Raw genomic sequence first — 15,487 nt, forward strand, 5'->3', positions numbered from 1 at the left:
GTAGCAAAACCTTATTGCATGCCGACGCCATCGAAACGGACATAGCCGAGCGGCTCGATCTTCATGTTCGTCACCTTCTTGCTGACGGGCTGATAGACCGTCGAGTGCGCGATCGGCGAGAACGGCAGTTGTTGCGCGAAGATCTGCTGCGCGTCGGTGTACGACTTGGTGCGCGCGGCGATATCGGTGGTCGAACGGCCCTTCACGACGAGCTCGTCGAACGGCTTGTAGCACCACTTCGAGAAGTTGCTGCCCTTCACCGCATCGCAGCCGAGCAGCGTGCCGAGCCAGTTGTCCGGATCGCCGTTGTCGCCGGTCCAGCCGATCAGCAGCGCATCATGTTCGCCCGCGTGCGCGCGCTTCAGATACTCGCCCCACTCATACGACACGATGTTCGCCTTCACGCCGATCTTCGCCCAGTCGGCTTGGATCATTTCCGCCATCAGACGCGCGTTCGGGTTGTAGGCGCGCTGCACGGGCATCGCCCACAGCGTGATTTCCATGCCGTTCGGGAAGCCCGCCTTCGCGAGCAGCGCCTTCGCTTTCGCCGTGTCGTACGTCTGGCCTTTCAGGTTCTTGTCGTAAGACCACTGCGTCGGCGGCATCGGTGCGGTGGCCGGCTGGCCCGCGCCCTGATACACGGAATCGATGATCGCCTTCTTGTTGATCGCCATGTCGAGCGCGCGGCGCACGTCGGTGTTGTCGAGGCCCTTCTTCGTCACGTTGTACGCGACGTAACCTTCGTTGAAACCCGCCTGCGACGGCGTGTCCACGGTCGACACCGACTTCAGCGTGGAGATGTCGCCCGGACGCGGATAGCTCATCACCTGGCATTCGTTGTTCTTCAGCTTCTGCACGCGCACGGCGGCGTCCGGCGTGATCGAGAAGATCAGCTTGCTGATCTGCACCGCGTTCGGCTTCCAGTAATCAGGATTGCCGTCGAACCGGATGGTCGCGTCCTTCGTGTAGCTGCGGAAGATGAACGGGCCCGTGCCGACCGGCTGCTGGTTGATGTCGGCGGCCTTGCCGTCCTTCATCAGCTTGTCCGTGTATTCGGCGGACAGGATCGACGCGTATTCCATCGCCATGTTCTGGATGAACGGGGCGCTCACTTCCTTCAGCGTGAACTTCACGGTGTACGGATCGACCTTCTCGATCTTCGAGATCAGTTTGTCCATGCCGAGGTCCGTGAAGTAAGGAAACTGCACGTTGTACGCCTTGCGGAACGGATTGTTCGGGTCGAGCATGCGGTTGAACGTGAAGATCACGTCGTCCGCGTTGAATTCGCGCGTCGGCTTGAAGAACGACGTCGTCTGGAACTTGACGCCGTGACGCAGATGGAACGTGTACGTCAGACCGTCGGACGACACATCCCACTTTTCCGCGAGACCCGGCTCGACCTTCGTGCCGCCACGCTCGAATTCGACGAGACGGTTATAGACCGTGAAGGTGTTCGCGGTGAAATCGGTGCCGGTCGTGTACTGCGCGGGGTCGAAGCCGGCCGGGCTGCCTTCCGAGCAATACACGAGCGTCTTGTTCGGGATTCCTGCGGCATTCGCCGTCGTTGCTGCGAAAAGCGTCGCCGTGGCGACGGCGCCTGCGAGCGCCGATCCGCGGATGGCTCGCAACAGGCTGTTTTTGTTCATGTTTCCTCCAAGTCGATGCCGGCTTCTGGCCGACGTAGCGCGAGTGTACTTGATCGCGCCGCCCGCTTTTTCAGGAGCGCACGCGCAAAGTGGGCGCTACCCTAGCACGAACAAAAGTGACATGCGTAGTTGGTTTTCCCCACTAGAGTTTGTCGTCGATGGCGCTTCGATAAGGGCAGGTTATCGGCCATGTTTATACGTGATACGTCGGCCGACGAGATATTGCTCGATCGAGCGCGTTATGACGCAAAAAGACGACGAGGAGCAAGGGAAGAGAAAGAACCGCGCGACGAGCGCCGCGCGGGTGAAACATTGATGCAGGTCAGACGCTCTTGAAGCCCAGACGCGCGCAAACCGTCTTGCTGGCCCACGCGCCGTTGAGCGTGTAGAAGTGCAGCCCCGGCGCGCCTTCGTCGATGAGACGGCGGCACAGGCCCGTCACCACGTCGACGCCGAATGCGCGGATCGACTCGCGATCGTCGCCGAAGCTTTCGAGCCGGCGCGCGATCCACTTCGGCACTTCGGCGCCGCACATGTCGGAAAAGCGCATCAGTTGCGTGAAGTTCGTGATCGGCATGATGCCCGGCACGATAGGCACGTCGACGCCGAGCTTGCGCGTTTCCTCGACGAACTTGAAGTACGAATCGGCGTTGAAAAAATACTGCGTGATCGCGGAGTTCGCGCCCGCCTTCACCTTGCGCGCGAAGTTTTCGAGATCGGCTTTCGGCGACCTCGATTGCGGATGAAACTCCGGATATGCAGCCACTTCGATGTTGAACCAGTCGCCGTGCTCCTGACGGATGAACGCCACGAGTTCCGACGCATAGCGCAACTCGCCGACTTCGCCCATGCCCGAAGGCAGATCGCCGCGCAGCGCGACGATATGGCGAATGCCGTGCTCGCGGTACTGCGAAAGGATGGCGCGCAGATTCTCCTTCGACGAGCCGATGCACGAAAGATGCGGCGCGGCCTCGAAGCCTTCCGCGGCCATTTCGAGCACGGTGTCGAGCGTGCCTTGCTGCGTGGAGCCGCCCGCGCCGAACGTCACGGAGACGAACTTCGGCGAAAGCTTCTTCAGCTCGGCGCGTGACGCGCGCAGCTTGTCCACGCCTTCCTGCGTCTTCGGCGGGAAAAACTCGAATGAGAGTTCGATCGGTTTCATGATGTTTATGACGGGCGGCAGCGCCCGCGCTCCAGCGTCAACCGAAGTTGCGATTCCCGAAAATCAGCGCCGACAGCAGCCATGACACGATGCTGTAAAGAATCGAGCCGAAGAACGCGGACCAGAAGCCCGATACTTCGAAGCCCTTCAGCAGCGACGAGCACAGCCAGAAGCACAGCGCATTCACGACGAGTATGAAGAACCCGAGCGTGACGATCGTCACCGGCAGCGTGAGGATGATGAGAGCGGGTCGGATGATCGCGTTGATGAGACCCAGCACGACCGCGATGATGAGCGCGGTGCCGAAACTGCGAATGTGAATCGACGGCACCAGATACGTGATGATCAAGAGCGCAAGCGCGTTGATCAGCCATGTCAGCAGCACGGTCATCGAGGAATCTCCGGTTGATGCGTTGAATCGCGCGGGCGTGGTTCGCACGCCCCGCGCAAGCTACTGCCGCCGCGTGCGATCAATAGCGATAGTGGTTCGGCTTGAACGGGCCGTTCTTGTCGACGCCGATATAGCCGGCCTGTTCGTCCGACAGCACGGTCAGTTCCGCGCCGATGCGGCCCAGATGCAGACGCGCGACCTTTTCGTCGAGATGCTTCGGCAGCACGTAGACCTTGTTCTCGTACTTTTTGCCCTGCGTGAACAGTTCGATCTGCGCGAGCGTCTGGTTCGTGAACGAGTTCGACATCACGAACGACGGATGGCCCGTTGCGCAGCCGAGGTTCACGAGACGGCCTTCAGCCAGAATGATGATCTTCTTGCCGTCGGGGAAGACGATGTGATCGACCTGCGGCTTGATGTTGTCCCACGTGTACTGACGTGTCGACGCGATATCGATTTCCGAATCGAAGTGACCGATGTTGCAGACGATCGCGTTGTTGCGCATCGCCTTCATGTGGTCGTGGTTGATGACGTGGTAGTTACCCGTGGCCGTCACGAAGATGTCGGCGCGGCTCGCGGCGTATTCCATCGTCACGACGCGGTAGCCTTCCATCGCGGCTTGCAGCGCGCAGATCGGATCGATTTCCGTGACCCACACCGTCGCGCCGAGCCCGCGCAGCGATTGCGCGCAGCCCTTGCCCACGTCGCCGTAGCCCGCGACGACCGCGATCTTGCCCGCGATCATCACGTCGGTCGCGCGCTTGATGCCGTCGACGAGCGATTCGCGGCAGCCGTACAGGTTGTCGAACTTCGACTTCGTGACCGAATCGTTCACGTTGATGGCCGGGAACGGCAGGCGCCCTTCCTTTTCCATCTGATACAGGCGATGCACGCCCGTCGTCGTTTCTTCCGTTACGCCCTGGATATGCGAAAGGCGCGTGGAGTACCACGCCGGATCGGCGTCGAGGTGCCTGGCGATCGACTTGTACAGCGCGACTTCTTCCTCGTTGGTCGGCTTGGCGATGACCGAGCGGTCTTTCTCCGCCTTCGAACCGAGGATGAGCAGCAGCGTCGCGTCGCCGCCGTCATCGAGAATCATGTTGGCGAACTCGCCGTTCGGCCATTCGAAGATGCGATGCGAGAACTCCCAGTATTCGTCGAGCGATTCGCCCTTGAATGCGAACACCGGCGTGCCGCCCGCGGCGATCGCGGCGGCAGCGTGATCCTGCGTCGAGAAAATATTGCACGACGCCCAGCGCACGTCCGCGCCGAGCGCGGTGAGCGTTTCGATCAGCACGCCCGTCTGGATCGTCATGTGCAGCGAACCGGCGATGCGCGCGCCCTTCAGCGGCTGTTGCGCCTTGTACTCTTCGCGCGTCTGGATGAGACCGGGCATTTCCGTTTCGGCGATGTCGAGCTCCTTGCGGCCCCAGGCAGCAAGCGACATGTCGGCGACGATGTAATCCTTGGAATCTTTGGAATCGAGAACTGCGGCGTTCATCACGCCCTCCTTTTCTAAAAAGACTAGAAATGTTGACGTGAGCGCCGTTCGAATGCGGTGGCTCAGCGGGCGCCTTGATTGCGTGGCGCTTTCGAACCGTCCGGATTGAATGCTTCCGAGCCTGGCGGTCAGCTGTGGACCGTCGCAACGCTCCTCGGAAGCGAGTGTCGATTGTAGCAAAGTCTCGTGTTACGAACGGGATTTCGAGACGCTGCCAGGGGCTTTGGCGCGCGCCGCGATCAGAACGGCAAGACCGACAAGACGGGCGCGAGCAAGACCATCGCGACGCCCGCGATCATCATCGTCAGACTGGCAACCACGCCCTCTTCGCTCCCCAGTTCGCGCGCTTTCGCCGTGCCGACGCCATGCGCCGCTGCGCCGAACAGCGCGCCGCGCGCGAGCCGCGTGCGCAATGGCACGAGCGCGAGCACGATTTCACCGAAGAGCATGCCGCAGACGCCCGTCGCGATCACGAAGAGCGCGGTGAGGTCTTTCGGCGCGTTGATCTTTTCGGAGACGGCGAGCGCGAACGGCGTCGAAACGGAACGCGTCGCAAGGCTGCGCTGCAGTTCCGGCGAAAGATGCAGCAGCTTCGCGAGCATCAGCGACCCGCCGACCGCCACCAGAATGCCGACCGTCACGCCGACGGAAAGCGAAATCCAGTGCCGCTTGATGAGGTCGCGGTATTCGTAGATCGGCACCGCGAACGCGACCGTCGCCGGGCCGAGCAGCCACATGAGCCAGCGCGTATCGGTGTAATAGACCGAGTACGGAATGCGCGCCGCCACGACGATGACCGCGAGCACCGCCGGCACGGCCAGAAGCGGCGTGAGCCACGGCCGGCGATAGCGCGCATAGAGATGCTTCGCCGCGAAATACAGCGCGACGGTCAGTACGAAGCAGCCCGCCGCGATGAGGCGGGCGGCGTCGTCTTCGAGAAGAGAAGCGAAGAAGTGGTTCATATCCGCTGGCTCGCGCTCAGGCGCGTGCCGCGTGACGCGCAACGAGCACGCGGCGCAGCGCGATGCGGCGTTCGAGGCGCGCGGCCTGATCGACGGCGAACGCGACGGCCACCATCACCATCAGCGTTCCGCCGACGACTACCAGCGCGAGCCGCCAGCCGTCTTCCATGAAAAGGCCGCCGTACTGGACCGCCGCGACCGCCGCCGGGATGAAGAACAGCAGCATGTCGGAGAGCAGCCAGTCCGCGCCCGCCTTGACCCAGCGCGGCGCGATGCCGCCGCAGAACAGCAGCGCGAGCAACGCGACGAGGCCGATCACGCCGCCGGGCACCGGCAGCGACAGCTTGCGCGCGACAAAGTCCGCCACGATCCAGATTCCCGCGAGCCCGGCGGACTGCACCGCGACGCGCAGGAAGCGGGCGAAGGCGGACGGCGTTTTATTCGAAAGGGCGAAGGACATAGCGGACTCTTGGGCGGCGGAAGCGATTGATTAGGGTTATCCCGTAGTCGCAGTATATGGGCGCCCCTCGCATAAAAAAAATGACTTAACCTTATCCGGATCATTCCAAACTGGAATTCGGAGCCGACAATGGAATTGCGCGCCCTGCGGTACTTCATCGAAGTGGTGAAGCAGAAGAGTTTTACCGCTGCCGCCGAACACATGTTCGTGACGCAGCCGACCATCAGCAAGATGGTGAAGGCGCTGGAAGATGAAGTCGGCTCGCCGCTGCTTCTGCGCGAAGGCCGTCAAATGGTGCTGACGGACGCGGGACAGATCGTGTATCAGCGTGGCGTCGAGGTACTGGCGGCGCACGCGCGCCTGGAAGCGGAACTGAACGATCTAGGCACCTTCGGGCGCGGCACGCTGACGATCGGCATTCCGCCGATGGGCGGATCGCTCTTCACGCCCGCCATCGCCGCGTTCCGGCGCCGTTATCCGAAGGTCGAGCTGAAGCTGTTCGAACGCGGCTCGAAGGCAATCGAGGCCGCGCTCATCGACGGCGAGCTGGAACTCGGTGGCATCATGCAGCCGGTCGATACGGCGATGTTCGATGTCCTGCCCGTCAGCCGCCAGATTCTGTGGCTCGTCGCGCCGAAGGGCTCGCGCTGGGACGATGCCCGCGAAGTCGCGCTCACCGATCTCGCGGCCGAACCGTTCGTCTTTTACGGCGAGAGCCTTGCGCTGAACGATGTCGTGCTCAACGCGTGCCGCGAGGCGGGTTTCGCGCCGACGATCGTCGGGCGAAGCGGGCACTGGGATTTCATGGCGGCGCTCGTGCAGGCGGGCATCGGCATCGCGCTGCTGCCAGCGCCGTATTGCCGCCGTCTCGACGCCAACGCGTTCACCTGCCGTCCGGTCGTCGCGCCGGAGATTCACTGGGACATGGCGCTCGGCTGGCGGCGCAATGGTTATCTGTCGCACGCGGCGCGCGCGTGGATCGAAGTCGCGCGGGAAATGCTGCCCGCGAATCTCGATCAGGATTTCATGGCCGATGGCTTTCCGCGCGCGCGATTCGCCGAGCCAAAAAAATGAAACGCGCCGGCCCGCATTGAGCGGGCCGGCGCGGTTTTTTCCAAGCAACTTCCGGGTGCCGGTCCGAATCAGCCGATTTCCTTGAACTCGATCCGGCGATTTGCCGCGCGGCCTTCGCGCGTGGCGTTGTCGGCGATCGGATGGGCATCGCCGAAACCTTCCGCCGTCAGCGTATCCGCCGGGACGCCATGCTGGATCAGATACGAGCGCACGGCCCGCGCGCGCTTTTCCGACAAGCGCTGATTCACCGCCGGATCGCCCGAACTATCCGTGTAACCGCCGATCTGCAGCTTGATCGGCTGGCCGGCAGCGTCGCAATCCATCAGCGCCTTCACGGATTCGGCGAGATTGTCCAGCGCCGCGCGCGGCAGTGTGTCCGACGCAAAACCGAAGGTGACCGGCCGCAGATTCATTTTTTTTGCGGCGTCGGCGGCGGCGCAACTCGCGGCGGCTTGCGCGTCCGAGGCGGCGAGCGCCTTCGCGGCGGTCGTGTCGATCGCGCCGATTGTCCAGCCCTCGCCGAAGAATGCCTTCAGCTTGCCCAGCCAGCCGAGCGACGGATCGCCCGCGCGGCCGTCCAGCTCGATCTTGTCGCCCGCGACGCGCACCTGCGCGCCCGGCAGCGCCATGACCGGCAGCAAGCCGTCGAGCCTGGCGATCCAGGCGGCGGGTTTCGTGTCCGGATCGACCGCGATATTCGCCTTGAACTTGTCCGCGCCGAGCTTCGCGCCGAGCGTGTCGATCAGTTGGCGGCGCTCGTCGTCGCTGTTGACCGTCGCGGTCAGCGTCGGTACGCCGTTTGCGTCGACAGTAAAGGACATCGTCGCGTCCTTGCCGGGCTGCGCAGCGGGCGCGGATGACTGGTCGGCTGCTGCCGCCGTGGATGCATCGGCTGAATCGGACGCGGCGTCCGGCTTCGCGGCCGGCGCCGCTTCCTGCTCCGAGTTCTGCGTCGAGCAACCGCGTCCGATCAGCACCGCGAGCAGCGCGAGCGCGGCGGCGAGCGCGATCCACCACCACTTCTTCTTGCGGGCGCTTTCCTTCGTGGGCTGCTCCGGCACGGCGGCGGGCGCGTCCGACGGCTGCGAGAACGCCGCCGCTTCGTGCGTCGCGGGATGGTCGAGATGCGACGACACCGCCTTCAGCCGCGATGCGACGCCCGCGAGGAACGCGCCGACCGAGCCGAGCCCGAGCGCCTGCGCGAATGCGTCGGTCATGTTCGCGCGCACGATCGGCAACTGATGTCCGAGCAGCGTCGGAAGCTGGCCGGGATTGCCGTTGTGCTGCGTGAGATAGCGCTTCAGCACGCCGAAGAGCGTCGCGCCGACGACGCCGGTCAGCGTGCGCGTGGCGCTCGCCGCGACGCCCGTGTATTCGGCGATGCGCTCGGCGAGCACGTTGAGGCTGTCGCGGGAGGCGATCGCCGCGTCGGCGTTCGCGCCGGTATCGACGAGCGTCTTGAATCCATCGTCCTGGACGACGGAATGCGGCAGTTCTTCGGCAATCAGCGCGTTCGTCGCGGGCGACATGATCGCCGCGAAAAGATTGCGCGCGCCTTCCAGCGACGACGCCTTGTTCATCATCGCGCCGATGAGCGCCGGCCCGCACAGGGATACCACGCGCTTCGCCGGCTCCGGCGCGCAGCCGATGCGCCCCGCGATGTGCTGCAACACGCTTTCTGTCAAAGCGCCCTGGACAAGTTGATTGAGGTTGATGCTCATTGAGAATGCTTCCGTGAAAGGCGTTACTGCGTCAGCCGGAATTAGGCGAGCCGATTATAGGTTCGGGCTCCTGCGCGTCATTGGGGTGGGATTAACAATCGGATTAGTCTCAGGAAGGCAAATTTCGGCGCATGCATCGGAAAGTGATGCCCGAATCCGATAAGAACGATGCCTCTACGCGCCCGCCGAACGCGCGGCCTATGATTCTTGAATTCGAGATGGCGTCCGGCCAGCCGATATATCCGAAACCGGCTGTTGCGTGCGCCCGACAGTGAAGTTCCACCGCGCGGCCGTTCGCGCGCGCAAAGAAGGAGACCGACGATGTCCGATGCCGCCGATCGCCCGTTCGGGCAGACACACGACGTTACGAATCAGGTGCCGCCGCTCGTCGGTTATGACGCTTTCGCTTTCGATCCGGCTCTCGTCGCCGCTGTCGGGCGCGAGGGCGCGCAATGGCACGCCGAAACGCTTTCGCGCGACGCGATGGCGCTCACGCAGCCCGATGTCGTCGCGCTCGCCGATCTCGCCAACCGCCACGCGCCGGAACTCGCGACGCACGATGCGCGTGGCGAGCGCATCGACGCCGTCGAGTTTCATCCGGCTTGGCACGAACTCCTGCGGCGTCTGCGGCACGAAGGTCTGCACGCGATGCCGTTCGAGCCGTCGGCGCGTGCGGGGTCGATGGCCGCGCGCTGCGCCGGCTACTATCTGCACGGCCAGCTCGAATCGGGCTCGCTGTGTCCTGTCACGATGACGTTCGCGAGCATTCCGGTGCTGCGCAACGAGCCTGACCTGTTCGCGCGCGTGTCGCATGCGCTGCTTTCGCGCGCGCACGATCCGCGAGACATTCCGCTCGAGGCCGGCAAGCATTCGATGATGATCGGCATGGGCATGACCGAGAAACAGGGCGGCTCCGACGTGCGCAGCAACCGCACGCGCGCCCACGCCCTCGGCGCGGCGGGACGCGGCCGGGCGTATCGGCTGGTCGGTCACAAATGGTTCTTTTCCGCGCCGCAATGCGACGCGCATCTCGTGCTCGCCCGCACCGCCGACGAAGGCGGCCTGTCGTGCTTCTATGTGCCGCGTTTCGCGCCGGACGGACGCAAGAACGCGGTTCAGATTCAGCGCCTGAAGGACAAGCTCGGCAATCGCTCGAACGCGAGCAGCGAAGTCGAGTTCTTCGATGCTTACGGCGTGATGATCGGCGACGAGGGGCGCGGCGTGCCGACGATCATCGAAATGGCGAACTTCACGCGGCTCGACTGCGTGATCGGCAGCGCGGCGCTGATGCGCGCGGCGCTCGTCCAGGCGATCCATCACGCGCGGCATCGCAGCGCGTTCGGCGCGCACCTCGTCGATCAGCCGCTGATGCGCAACGTGCTCGCCGATCTCGCGCTCGAATCCGAAGCGGCGACGGTCCTCTTCATGCGGCTCGCGGGCGCGTTCGAGCAGAGCGAGGCGGCGGGCGGCCCGCTCGCCGAGCGCGCGTGGCGGCGCATCGTCACGCCGGCGGCGAAGTTCTGGGTGTGCAAGCGCGCGCTCGAATTCACCGGCGAGGCGATGGAAGTCTGGGGCGGCAACGGCTATGTCGAAACCGGGCCGATGGCGCGTTTCTATCGAGAGGCGCCCGTCAATTCGATCTGGGAAGGCTCGGGCAACGTGATGTGTCTCGATGTGCTGCGCGCGTTCGAGCGCGAGCGGGACGCCGCGCACGCGCTCATCGATGATTGGAAGACGACGGCGCACGCGCATCCGGCGCTGGCCGCCGCGTTGTCGTCGCTGATTGCGATGCTGATGGACGATCCGCCGAGGCGGGAAGCGTCGGCGCGGCGCATTGCGCAGCAACTGGCGCTGTGCGCGCAAGGCGTGCTGCTGGCGAGGCACGCACCGCAGGATGTCGCCGATGCGTTCATCGACTCGAGGCTGGGCGATGCGCGCGGGGAAACGGGGCGGGTGTTTGGCACGCTGCCGGCGCGCTTCGATCACGGGGCGATCGTTGGGCGGGCGTTTGGTGCTTAGCGCGTTTGCGTTTTTTCTATGGATGGCCTGATTCTATGGATGGCCTGATTTCGTGTCGGTCTATTAGCACTGCCCCTGTGCGGGGCGGCACCTACTTTCTTTGCTGCTGCAAAGAAAGTAGGCAAAGAAAGCAGCTTTTCAGGCCCACGGTCACACGCAGTTTGGGTAGTACTCTCGTCCCAGGCGGCACTCGCCTAAGTGTCGCCCTCGAAGGCCCAACCGGGCTTGGATCGCGCACGGTCTGCCGCCCGGCACTGTCTAGCGCGCTGGTCCAGCGCGAAAGAGCATCGGCACAGCGCTACGCGCTGCCGTCGGGTATGCGAGGGAAACCATCGAAGAACAAGCGCACGCGCACCCGATTGACCCATCGGCCGCGAAGCGGGCTGGAGCTATTTGGTGCTGAACCCGCGCGCGAAACGGACTAGCGAGTCAGACCGTGCGCGAGCCAAGCACGCTTAGGTGTTTGAGGGCACTCGTTAGGCGAGTGCCACGGTGAACGAGAGGACTACCCAAATTGCGTGTGACCGCGGGCGTAACAGAAGCTGCTTTCTTTGGTTACTTTCTTTGCAGCAGCAAAGAAAGTGACTGCCGCCCCGCACAGGGGCAGTGCTAATAGACCAATAACAAAACGGGATCCGGCAACAACGGCAACAACGGCAACAACGGCAAAACAAAACACCTACTTAACCAAAGACCGCCGCTTCATCTCCAACTGCGTGATCAACCGCTGAAGCGTATTCTCCGCCGACCCCGGCATGGAAACAAACTTGAACCCGATGGTATATCGACGATCCCCTTTCGCCGTCGTCGATTCCCGATGCGAAACCAGCTTCATATCCACCGTAACGCGTCCATTCGCGCTGAAATGCAGCTCGGCATCCTGCAACACGATGCCCATCTCCAGATCCGCGACGCGCTCGTCCGTCGTGCGCAACGCCACGCCGCCCAGCGACAGATCATGCACCTCGAAACGGAAGCGCTCGCCATCCGGCAACGTGCCCGTGCAAATGTACGGATCGAGCACCGGCGCCTCGACGCGGAAATACTCGCGCCGCTGCATGTAATACAGCACCGGCGGAAACTCGATCTCGAACGCAGGACGTCCGTCGAACATCGTCTCGCGCGCGCCCGGCGTCGTGAACTCGACGCGCACTCCATCCGGCGACGCATTGAAAATCAGCTTCTGCGACGCAAGCACGCCGCGATTCTGATGCTCGAGGCCGCCCCAGTCGATCGTGAACCGATGCGCGGTCACATCCACATCCAGCAAGCGCGTGACGATCTGACCGTCGCCGTATTGCGCCGTCAGAAAGTCGCCGCGATTGGCGAGATTGCGTAGTGCCACGCCGATTTCGAGCGGATTGCGCCGGCCGAAATCCACGATGGGCGCGATGTCCTCGTCGGCAACGTCATGCATGTGATTGGTGTTCATGGTGCTAGCCGTGTTCATTGTGCTCGCGCGCCGCTCGTGTCCCCGAATCGTCACGCGTCGCCCCAGACCTCACCGGTCCGGAACTCCGATTATTCAGGTTAGCGGCATACATCTTCGAAAGTTTAGGGTCGCCCGCCGCGAAATGTATGTGGTGCGCCGTCCCTACGAACGTAAAACGTTTGCGAGTCGCAAAAGATCCGAACATACGCCATTTTTTGCACACCCAAACACGCGCGCGCGGGCGTCATACGATCTGTCGCATGATCGAAATGAGCTTCTTCGCGTACTGCGGATCGGTCGCGTAGCCCGCCTTCTGCATGCCGTGCGCGAAGCCCGCGACATCGCGCGACGCCTGGATCACCGGCGCATAGCGCGGATTGTTCTTGATGACGCTCGCGTAATCGGTCAGCGCATCCTCGTACGAATCGTAAGCGCGGAACTTCTCCACGACCTTCTGCGGACGGCCGTTGACGTACTCCGTCGTCACCGAATCGACCGTCTTGCCGGTCCAGTTGCTCGTCGCCTTGATGCCGAAGATGTTGTGACTCGTCGCGCCGTTCGCATGCTTGATCTCGCGCTTGCCCCAGCCCGATTCGAGCGCCGCCTGTCCGATGATGAAGCGCGCCGGTATGCCCGTCGCCGCGCTCGCGGCCTGCGCCGGCACCGCGAGCCGGTCGACGAACGCATTCACCTTGTCCGAGCCGTTGCCGCGCGCGGGCGGCTCCAGCGAATCCGCCGCCGTATAGCCTTTGCCCGCGAGCGCCGCGCTGCCCTTGTTGGCCTGCGCCGCCGCATACGCCTTCGCCATCGCGTTCATCGCGGCGAGATTGCCCGCGTTCGCGTCGAGATCGCCGCCGCCGCCCGACATGCCGCCGAGCGTCTGCATCGCGTTCATCGTGCTCGACGTGCCCATGGCGCCGCCTTTTCCATCAGCGCCGGTCTGCGCGCCTGAATTGCGCATCAACTGCTTCAACATCATGTCCGCGACGCCAATACCCTTCGACGACATCTGTTGCGACAACTGCTGATCGAGCATCGACGTGAACGACTTCGTGTCGTTCGATTCGAACGGGCTGTCCGAAGGCGTCGCGTCGCGCATGCTCTTCAGCATCATCTGCGTGAAGACGGCGTCGAACTGCTTGGCCGCTTCCTTGAGTCCTTGCTGCGGGTTCGCGCCGGCCTGCGCGCGCAATGCGTCGAAGCCCTGCGTATCGAGCGCGAAACGGTTCGAGAGATTCGAGATTCCGCCGCTCGTATCGGTCGATGCCAGCGCGGCGCTGGCGATGCCGTTCGTGTTCGAGTTCATAGGTTCTTATTCGTTCTTAGATGATTTCGAGGTCTGCGCGCAGCGCGCCCGCGGCCTTCATCGACTGAAGGATCGAGATCAGATCCGCCGGCGTCGCGCCGAGCGCGTTGAGCGCCTTCACGACGTCCGCGAGATTCGCGCCCGCGGCGAGCATCTTGAGCGCGCCGTTGTCCTGCTTCAACTGAATCGACGATTCCTTCGCCGCAACCGTCTGCCCGTTCGAGAACGCGCCCGGCTGGCTCACCGCCGTCTTCGTATTGATGACCACCGACAGATTGCCGTGCGCGACCGCGCAGTTCTGCAGCGTGACCATCTGATTCATCACGATGGAACCCGTGCGCGCGTTCAGGATCACCTTCGCGGCGGCCTGCGCCGGACGCACGTCGATGTTCTGCAACTGCGCCATGAAGGACACCTGTTCGCCCGGCTCCTGCGGCGCGCGAAGCTGAATCGTGCGGCCGTCGAGCGCGAGCGCGGTGCCCATGCCGAACTGATTGTTCACCGCCGCGACGATGCGCTGCGTCGTGTCGAAATCCATCTCGCGCAGTTCCATCTGCATGACGCCGCCCTGCTGCTGCAACGCCGTAGGCACCGCGCGCTCGACGATCGCGCCCGCCGAAATGCGGCCGACGGCGAGCTGATTCACCTGCACCTTGCTGCCGTTCGCGCTCGCGCCCGCACCGCCGACGACGAGGTTGCCCTGCGCCATCGCGTAGACCTGGCCATCGGCGCCCTTGAGCGGCGACATCAGCAGCGTGCCGCCGCGCAGGCTCTTCGCATTGCCGAGCGACGAAACGGTCACGTCGATCGCTTCGCCCGGGCGCGCGAACGGCGGCAGCGTCGCCGTCACCATCACGGCGGCGACGTTCTTCAACTGCATGTTCGACGACGTCGCCGAATTCACCGTGATGCCGAGATTGCCGAGCATGTTGGTGAGCGATTGCGTCGTGAACGGCGTCTGCATCGTCTGGTCGCCGGTGCCGTCGAGACCGACGACGAGGCCGTAGCCGATCAGCGGATTGTCACGCACGCCCTGAAACGACACGAGATCCTTGAGACGCTCGGCGTGTGCCTGATGCGCGGTGCCGATCGCGACGAGCGCGGCTGCGAGCGAGAACGAAACGAAACGAAGAAACGAATTCATGATCAGAACGGCGCGACGTTGAGGAAGAAGCGTTGGAGCCAGCCCATGTTCTGGGCTTCGTCGATGTAACCCTTCGCCGAATATTCGATCTTCGCGTCGGCGACCTGCGTGGAAAAGACGGTGTTGCTGCCCGAGATCGTCGTCGGGTTGACGACGCCCGAGAAGCGCACGTATTCGTTGCCCTGATTGATGAGCATCTGCTTCTCGCCGCTCACCATCAGATTGCCGTTGGACATGACTTCCGTGACGGTGACGGTCAGCGTGCCGCTGAACGTGTTGGCCGCGCTCGCGCCGCCCGCCGCCGTGAACTTGTTCGCGCCCGTCGCCGAGAGCGTCGTGTTGTTGAAGAGGCCGCCGAAGATGCCCGGCGTCGTCGGCACCGCGAACGACGCGTTGCCGCCGCGATTCGTGTTCGCCGCCGACGACTTCGTCGCGTTGACGTTTTCCGAGATCACGATGGTCAGGATGTCGCCCACGTTGCGCGGACGCTGGTCTTCGAAAAGCGGCCTGCCCGCGTAGCCCGCGTTGTAGATCGCGCCGGGCGAACGCGTGCCCACGGGCGGCTGCGGCGGACGCGCGGTCATCGGCTGCTGGATGATCGGCTCTTTCGGAACGAGGCCGCACGCGGCCGTCGCCGCAACGAGCGCGGCCATCGAAAGGCGCGAAAGA

General features: G+C 63.7%; 13 protein-coding genes and 1 riboswitch. Of the genes, 2 read left to right on the top strand and 11 right to left on the bottom strand.

Annotated elements, in window-relative coordinates:
* Nucleotides 1-11: 11 nt before the first annotated feature.
* The 6 genes from AWB77_RS00395 to AWB77_RS00420 all read right to left on the bottom strand — a co-directional run bounded on the left by AWB77_RS00395 (nucleotide 12) and on the right by AWB77_RS00420 (nucleotide 6,122).
* Complete coding sequence (locus AWB77_RS00395; RefSeq protein WP_061132440.1) at nucleotides 12-1,646, bottom strand: ABC transporter substrate-binding protein; 1,635 nt, start codon at nucleotides 1,644-1,646, stop codon at nucleotides 12-14.
* Between the two features lie 322 nt (nucleotides 1,647-1,968).
* Nucleotides 1,969-2,808: a methylenetetrahydrofolate reductase [NAD(P)H] gene (gene metF, locus AWB77_RS00400; RefSeq protein ID WP_061132441.1), complete on the bottom strand. Its 840-nt coding sequence runs from the start codon at nucleotides 2,806-2,808 to the stop codon at nucleotides 1,969-1,971.
* A gap of 37 nt (nucleotides 2,809-2,845) precedes the next feature.
* A complete protein-coding gene (locus AWB77_RS00405; protein WP_061132442.1) occupies nucleotides 2,846-3,199 on the bottom strand; it encodes a phage holin family protein in 354 nt (117 codons plus the stop codon).
* A 79-nt stretch (nucleotides 3,200-3,278) separates the two neighbouring features.
* Entirely contained in the window at nucleotides 3,279-4,700 is a 1,422-nt protein-coding gene (gene ahcY, locus AWB77_RS00410) for an adenosylhomocysteinase (protein WP_061132443.1), read from the bottom strand.
* A gap of 32 nt (nucleotides 4,701-4,732) precedes the next feature.
* Nucleotides 4,733-4,862, bottom strand: a riboswitch (S-adenosyl-L-homocysteine riboswitch).
* A 77-nt stretch (nucleotides 4,863-4,939) separates the two neighbouring features.
* Entirely contained in the window at nucleotides 4,940-5,662 is a 723-nt protein-coding gene (locus AWB77_RS00415; protein ID WP_061133087.1) for an LrgB family protein, read from the bottom strand.
* Between the two features lie 16 nt (nucleotides 5,663-5,678).
* Nucleotides 5,679-6,122 carry a CidA/LrgA family protein gene (locus AWB77_RS00420; protein WP_061132444.1) on the bottom strand — a complete coding sequence of 148 codons (444 nt, stop codon included), beginning with the start codon at nucleotides 6,120-6,122 and terminating at the stop codon, nucleotides 5,679-5,681.
* A 129-nt stretch (nucleotides 6,123-6,251) separates the two neighbouring features.
* On the opposite strand from AWB77_RS00420, the gene AWB77_RS00425 reads away from it, so the two are divergent.
* Nucleotides 6,252-7,196, top strand: a complete 945-nt coding sequence (locus tag AWB77_RS00425; RefSeq protein WP_061132445.1) for a LysR family transcriptional regulator — start codon at nucleotides 6,252-6,254, stop codon at nucleotides 7,194-7,196.
* Nucleotides 7,197-7,264: 68 nt separating this feature from the next.
* Here the strand turns inward: AWB77_RS00425 and AWB77_RS00430 are convergent, their stop codons facing one another.
* A complete protein-coding gene (locus tag AWB77_RS00430) occupies nucleotides 7,265-8,917 on the bottom strand; it encodes an OmpA family protein (RefSeq protein ID WP_061132446.1) in 1,653 nt (550 codons plus the stop codon).
* 321 nt (nucleotides 8,918-9,238) lie between these two features.
* Here AWB77_RS00430 and AWB77_RS00435 point away from each other — a divergent pair, with 321 nt between their 5' ends.
* A complete protein-coding gene (locus tag AWB77_RS00435; protein ID WP_061132447.1) occupies nucleotides 9,239-10,936 on the top strand; it encodes an isovaleryl-CoA dehydrogenase in 1,698 nt (565 codons plus the stop codon).
* A 679-nt stretch (nucleotides 10,937-11,615) separates the two neighbouring features.
* On the opposite strand, the gene AWB77_RS00440 is transcribed toward AWB77_RS00435, so the two are convergent.
* From AWB77_RS00440 to AWB77_RS00455, 4 genes are all read right to left on the bottom strand, one after another.
* A complete protein-coding gene (locus AWB77_RS00440) occupies nucleotides 11,616-12,368 on the bottom strand; it encodes a flagellar brake protein (protein WP_061133088.1) in 753 nt (250 codons plus the stop codon).
* Nucleotides 12,369-12,612: 244 nt separating this feature from the next.
* On the bottom strand, nucleotides 12,613-13,674 hold the full coding sequence (gene flgJ, locus AWB77_RS00445) for a flagellar assembly peptidoglycan hydrolase FlgJ (RefSeq protein WP_061132448.1): 1,062 nt from the start codon (nucleotides 13,672-13,674) through the stop codon (nucleotides 12,613-12,615).
* Nucleotides 13,675-13,690: 16 nt separating this feature from the next.
* Nucleotides 13,691-14,818: a flagellar basal body P-ring protein FlgI gene (locus AWB77_RS00450; protein WP_061132449.1), complete on the bottom strand. Its 1,128-nt coding sequence runs from the start codon at nucleotides 14,816-14,818 to the stop codon at nucleotides 13,691-13,693.
* Between the two features lie 2 nt (nucleotides 14,819-14,820).
* Nucleotides 14,821-15,471, bottom strand: a complete 651-nt coding sequence (locus AWB77_RS00455; RefSeq protein WP_374728672.1) for a flagellar basal body L-ring protein FlgH — start codon at nucleotides 15,469-15,471, stop codon at nucleotides 14,821-14,823.
* Nucleotides 15,472-15,487 lie beyond the last annotated feature (16 nt).

The sequence above is a fragment of the Caballeronia fortuita genome (assembly GCF_001544835.2).
GTDB classification, from domain to species: Bacteria; Pseudomonadota; Gammaproteobacteria; order Burkholderiales; family Burkholderiaceae; genus Caballeronia; species Caballeronia fortuita.

What these genes read in the sequence shown, in the direction of transcription:
- AWB77_RS00405 (WP_061132442.1), bottom strand. Translation starts at nt 3,199, where the DNA reads ATGACCGTGCTGCTGACATGGCTGATCAACGCGCTTGCGCTCTTGATC.
- ahcY (WP_061132443.1), bottom strand. Translation starts at nt 4,700, where the DNA reads ATGAACGCCGCAGTTCTCGATTCCAAAGATTCCAAGGATTACATCGTC.
- AWB77_RS00455 (WP_374728672.1), bottom strand. Translation starts at nt 15,471, where the DNA reads ATGGCCGCGCTCGTTGCGGCGACGGCCGCGTGCGGCCTCGTTCCGAAA.
- AWB77_RS00450 (WP_061132449.1), bottom strand. Translation starts at nt 14,818, where the DNA reads ATGAATTCGTTTCTTCGTTTCGTTTCGTTCTCGCTCGCAGCCGCGCTC.
- AWB77_RS00440 (WP_061133088.1), bottom strand. Translation starts at nt 12,368, where the DNA reads ATGAACACCAATCACATGCATGACGTTGCCGACGAGGACATCGCGCCC.
- AWB77_RS00415 (WP_061133087.1), bottom strand. Translation starts at nt 5,662, where the DNA reads ATGAACCACTTCTTCGCTTCTCTTCTCGAAGACGACGCCGCCCGCCTC.
- AWB77_RS00430 (WP_061132446.1), bottom strand. Translation starts at nt 8,917, where the DNA reads ATGAGCATCAACCTCAATCAACTTGTCCAGGGCGCTTTGACAGAAAGC.
- AWB77_RS00435 (WP_061132447.1), top strand. Translation starts at nt 9,239, where the DNA reads ATGTCCGATGCCGCCGATCGCCCGTTCGGGCAGACACACGACGTTACG.
- AWB77_RS00425 (WP_061132445.1), top strand. Translation starts at nt 6,252, where the DNA reads ATGGAATTGCGCGCCCTGCGGTACTTCATCGAAGTGGTGAAGCAGAAG.
- flgJ (WP_061132448.1), bottom strand. Translation starts at nt 13,674, where the DNA reads ATGAACTCGAACACGAACGGCATCGCCAGCGCCGCGCTGGCATCGACC.
- metF (WP_061132441.1), bottom strand. Translation starts at nt 2,808, where the DNA reads ATGAAACCGATCGAACTCTCATTCGAGTTTTTCCCGCCGAAGACGCAG.
- AWB77_RS00420 (WP_061132444.1), bottom strand. Translation starts at nt 6,122, where the DNA reads ATGTCCTTCGCCCTTTCGAATAAAACGCCGTCCGCCTTCGCCCGCTTC.
- AWB77_RS00395 (WP_061132440.1), bottom strand. Translation starts at nt 1,646, where the DNA reads ATGAACAAAAACAGCCTGTTGCGAGCCATCCGCGGATCGGCGCTCGCA.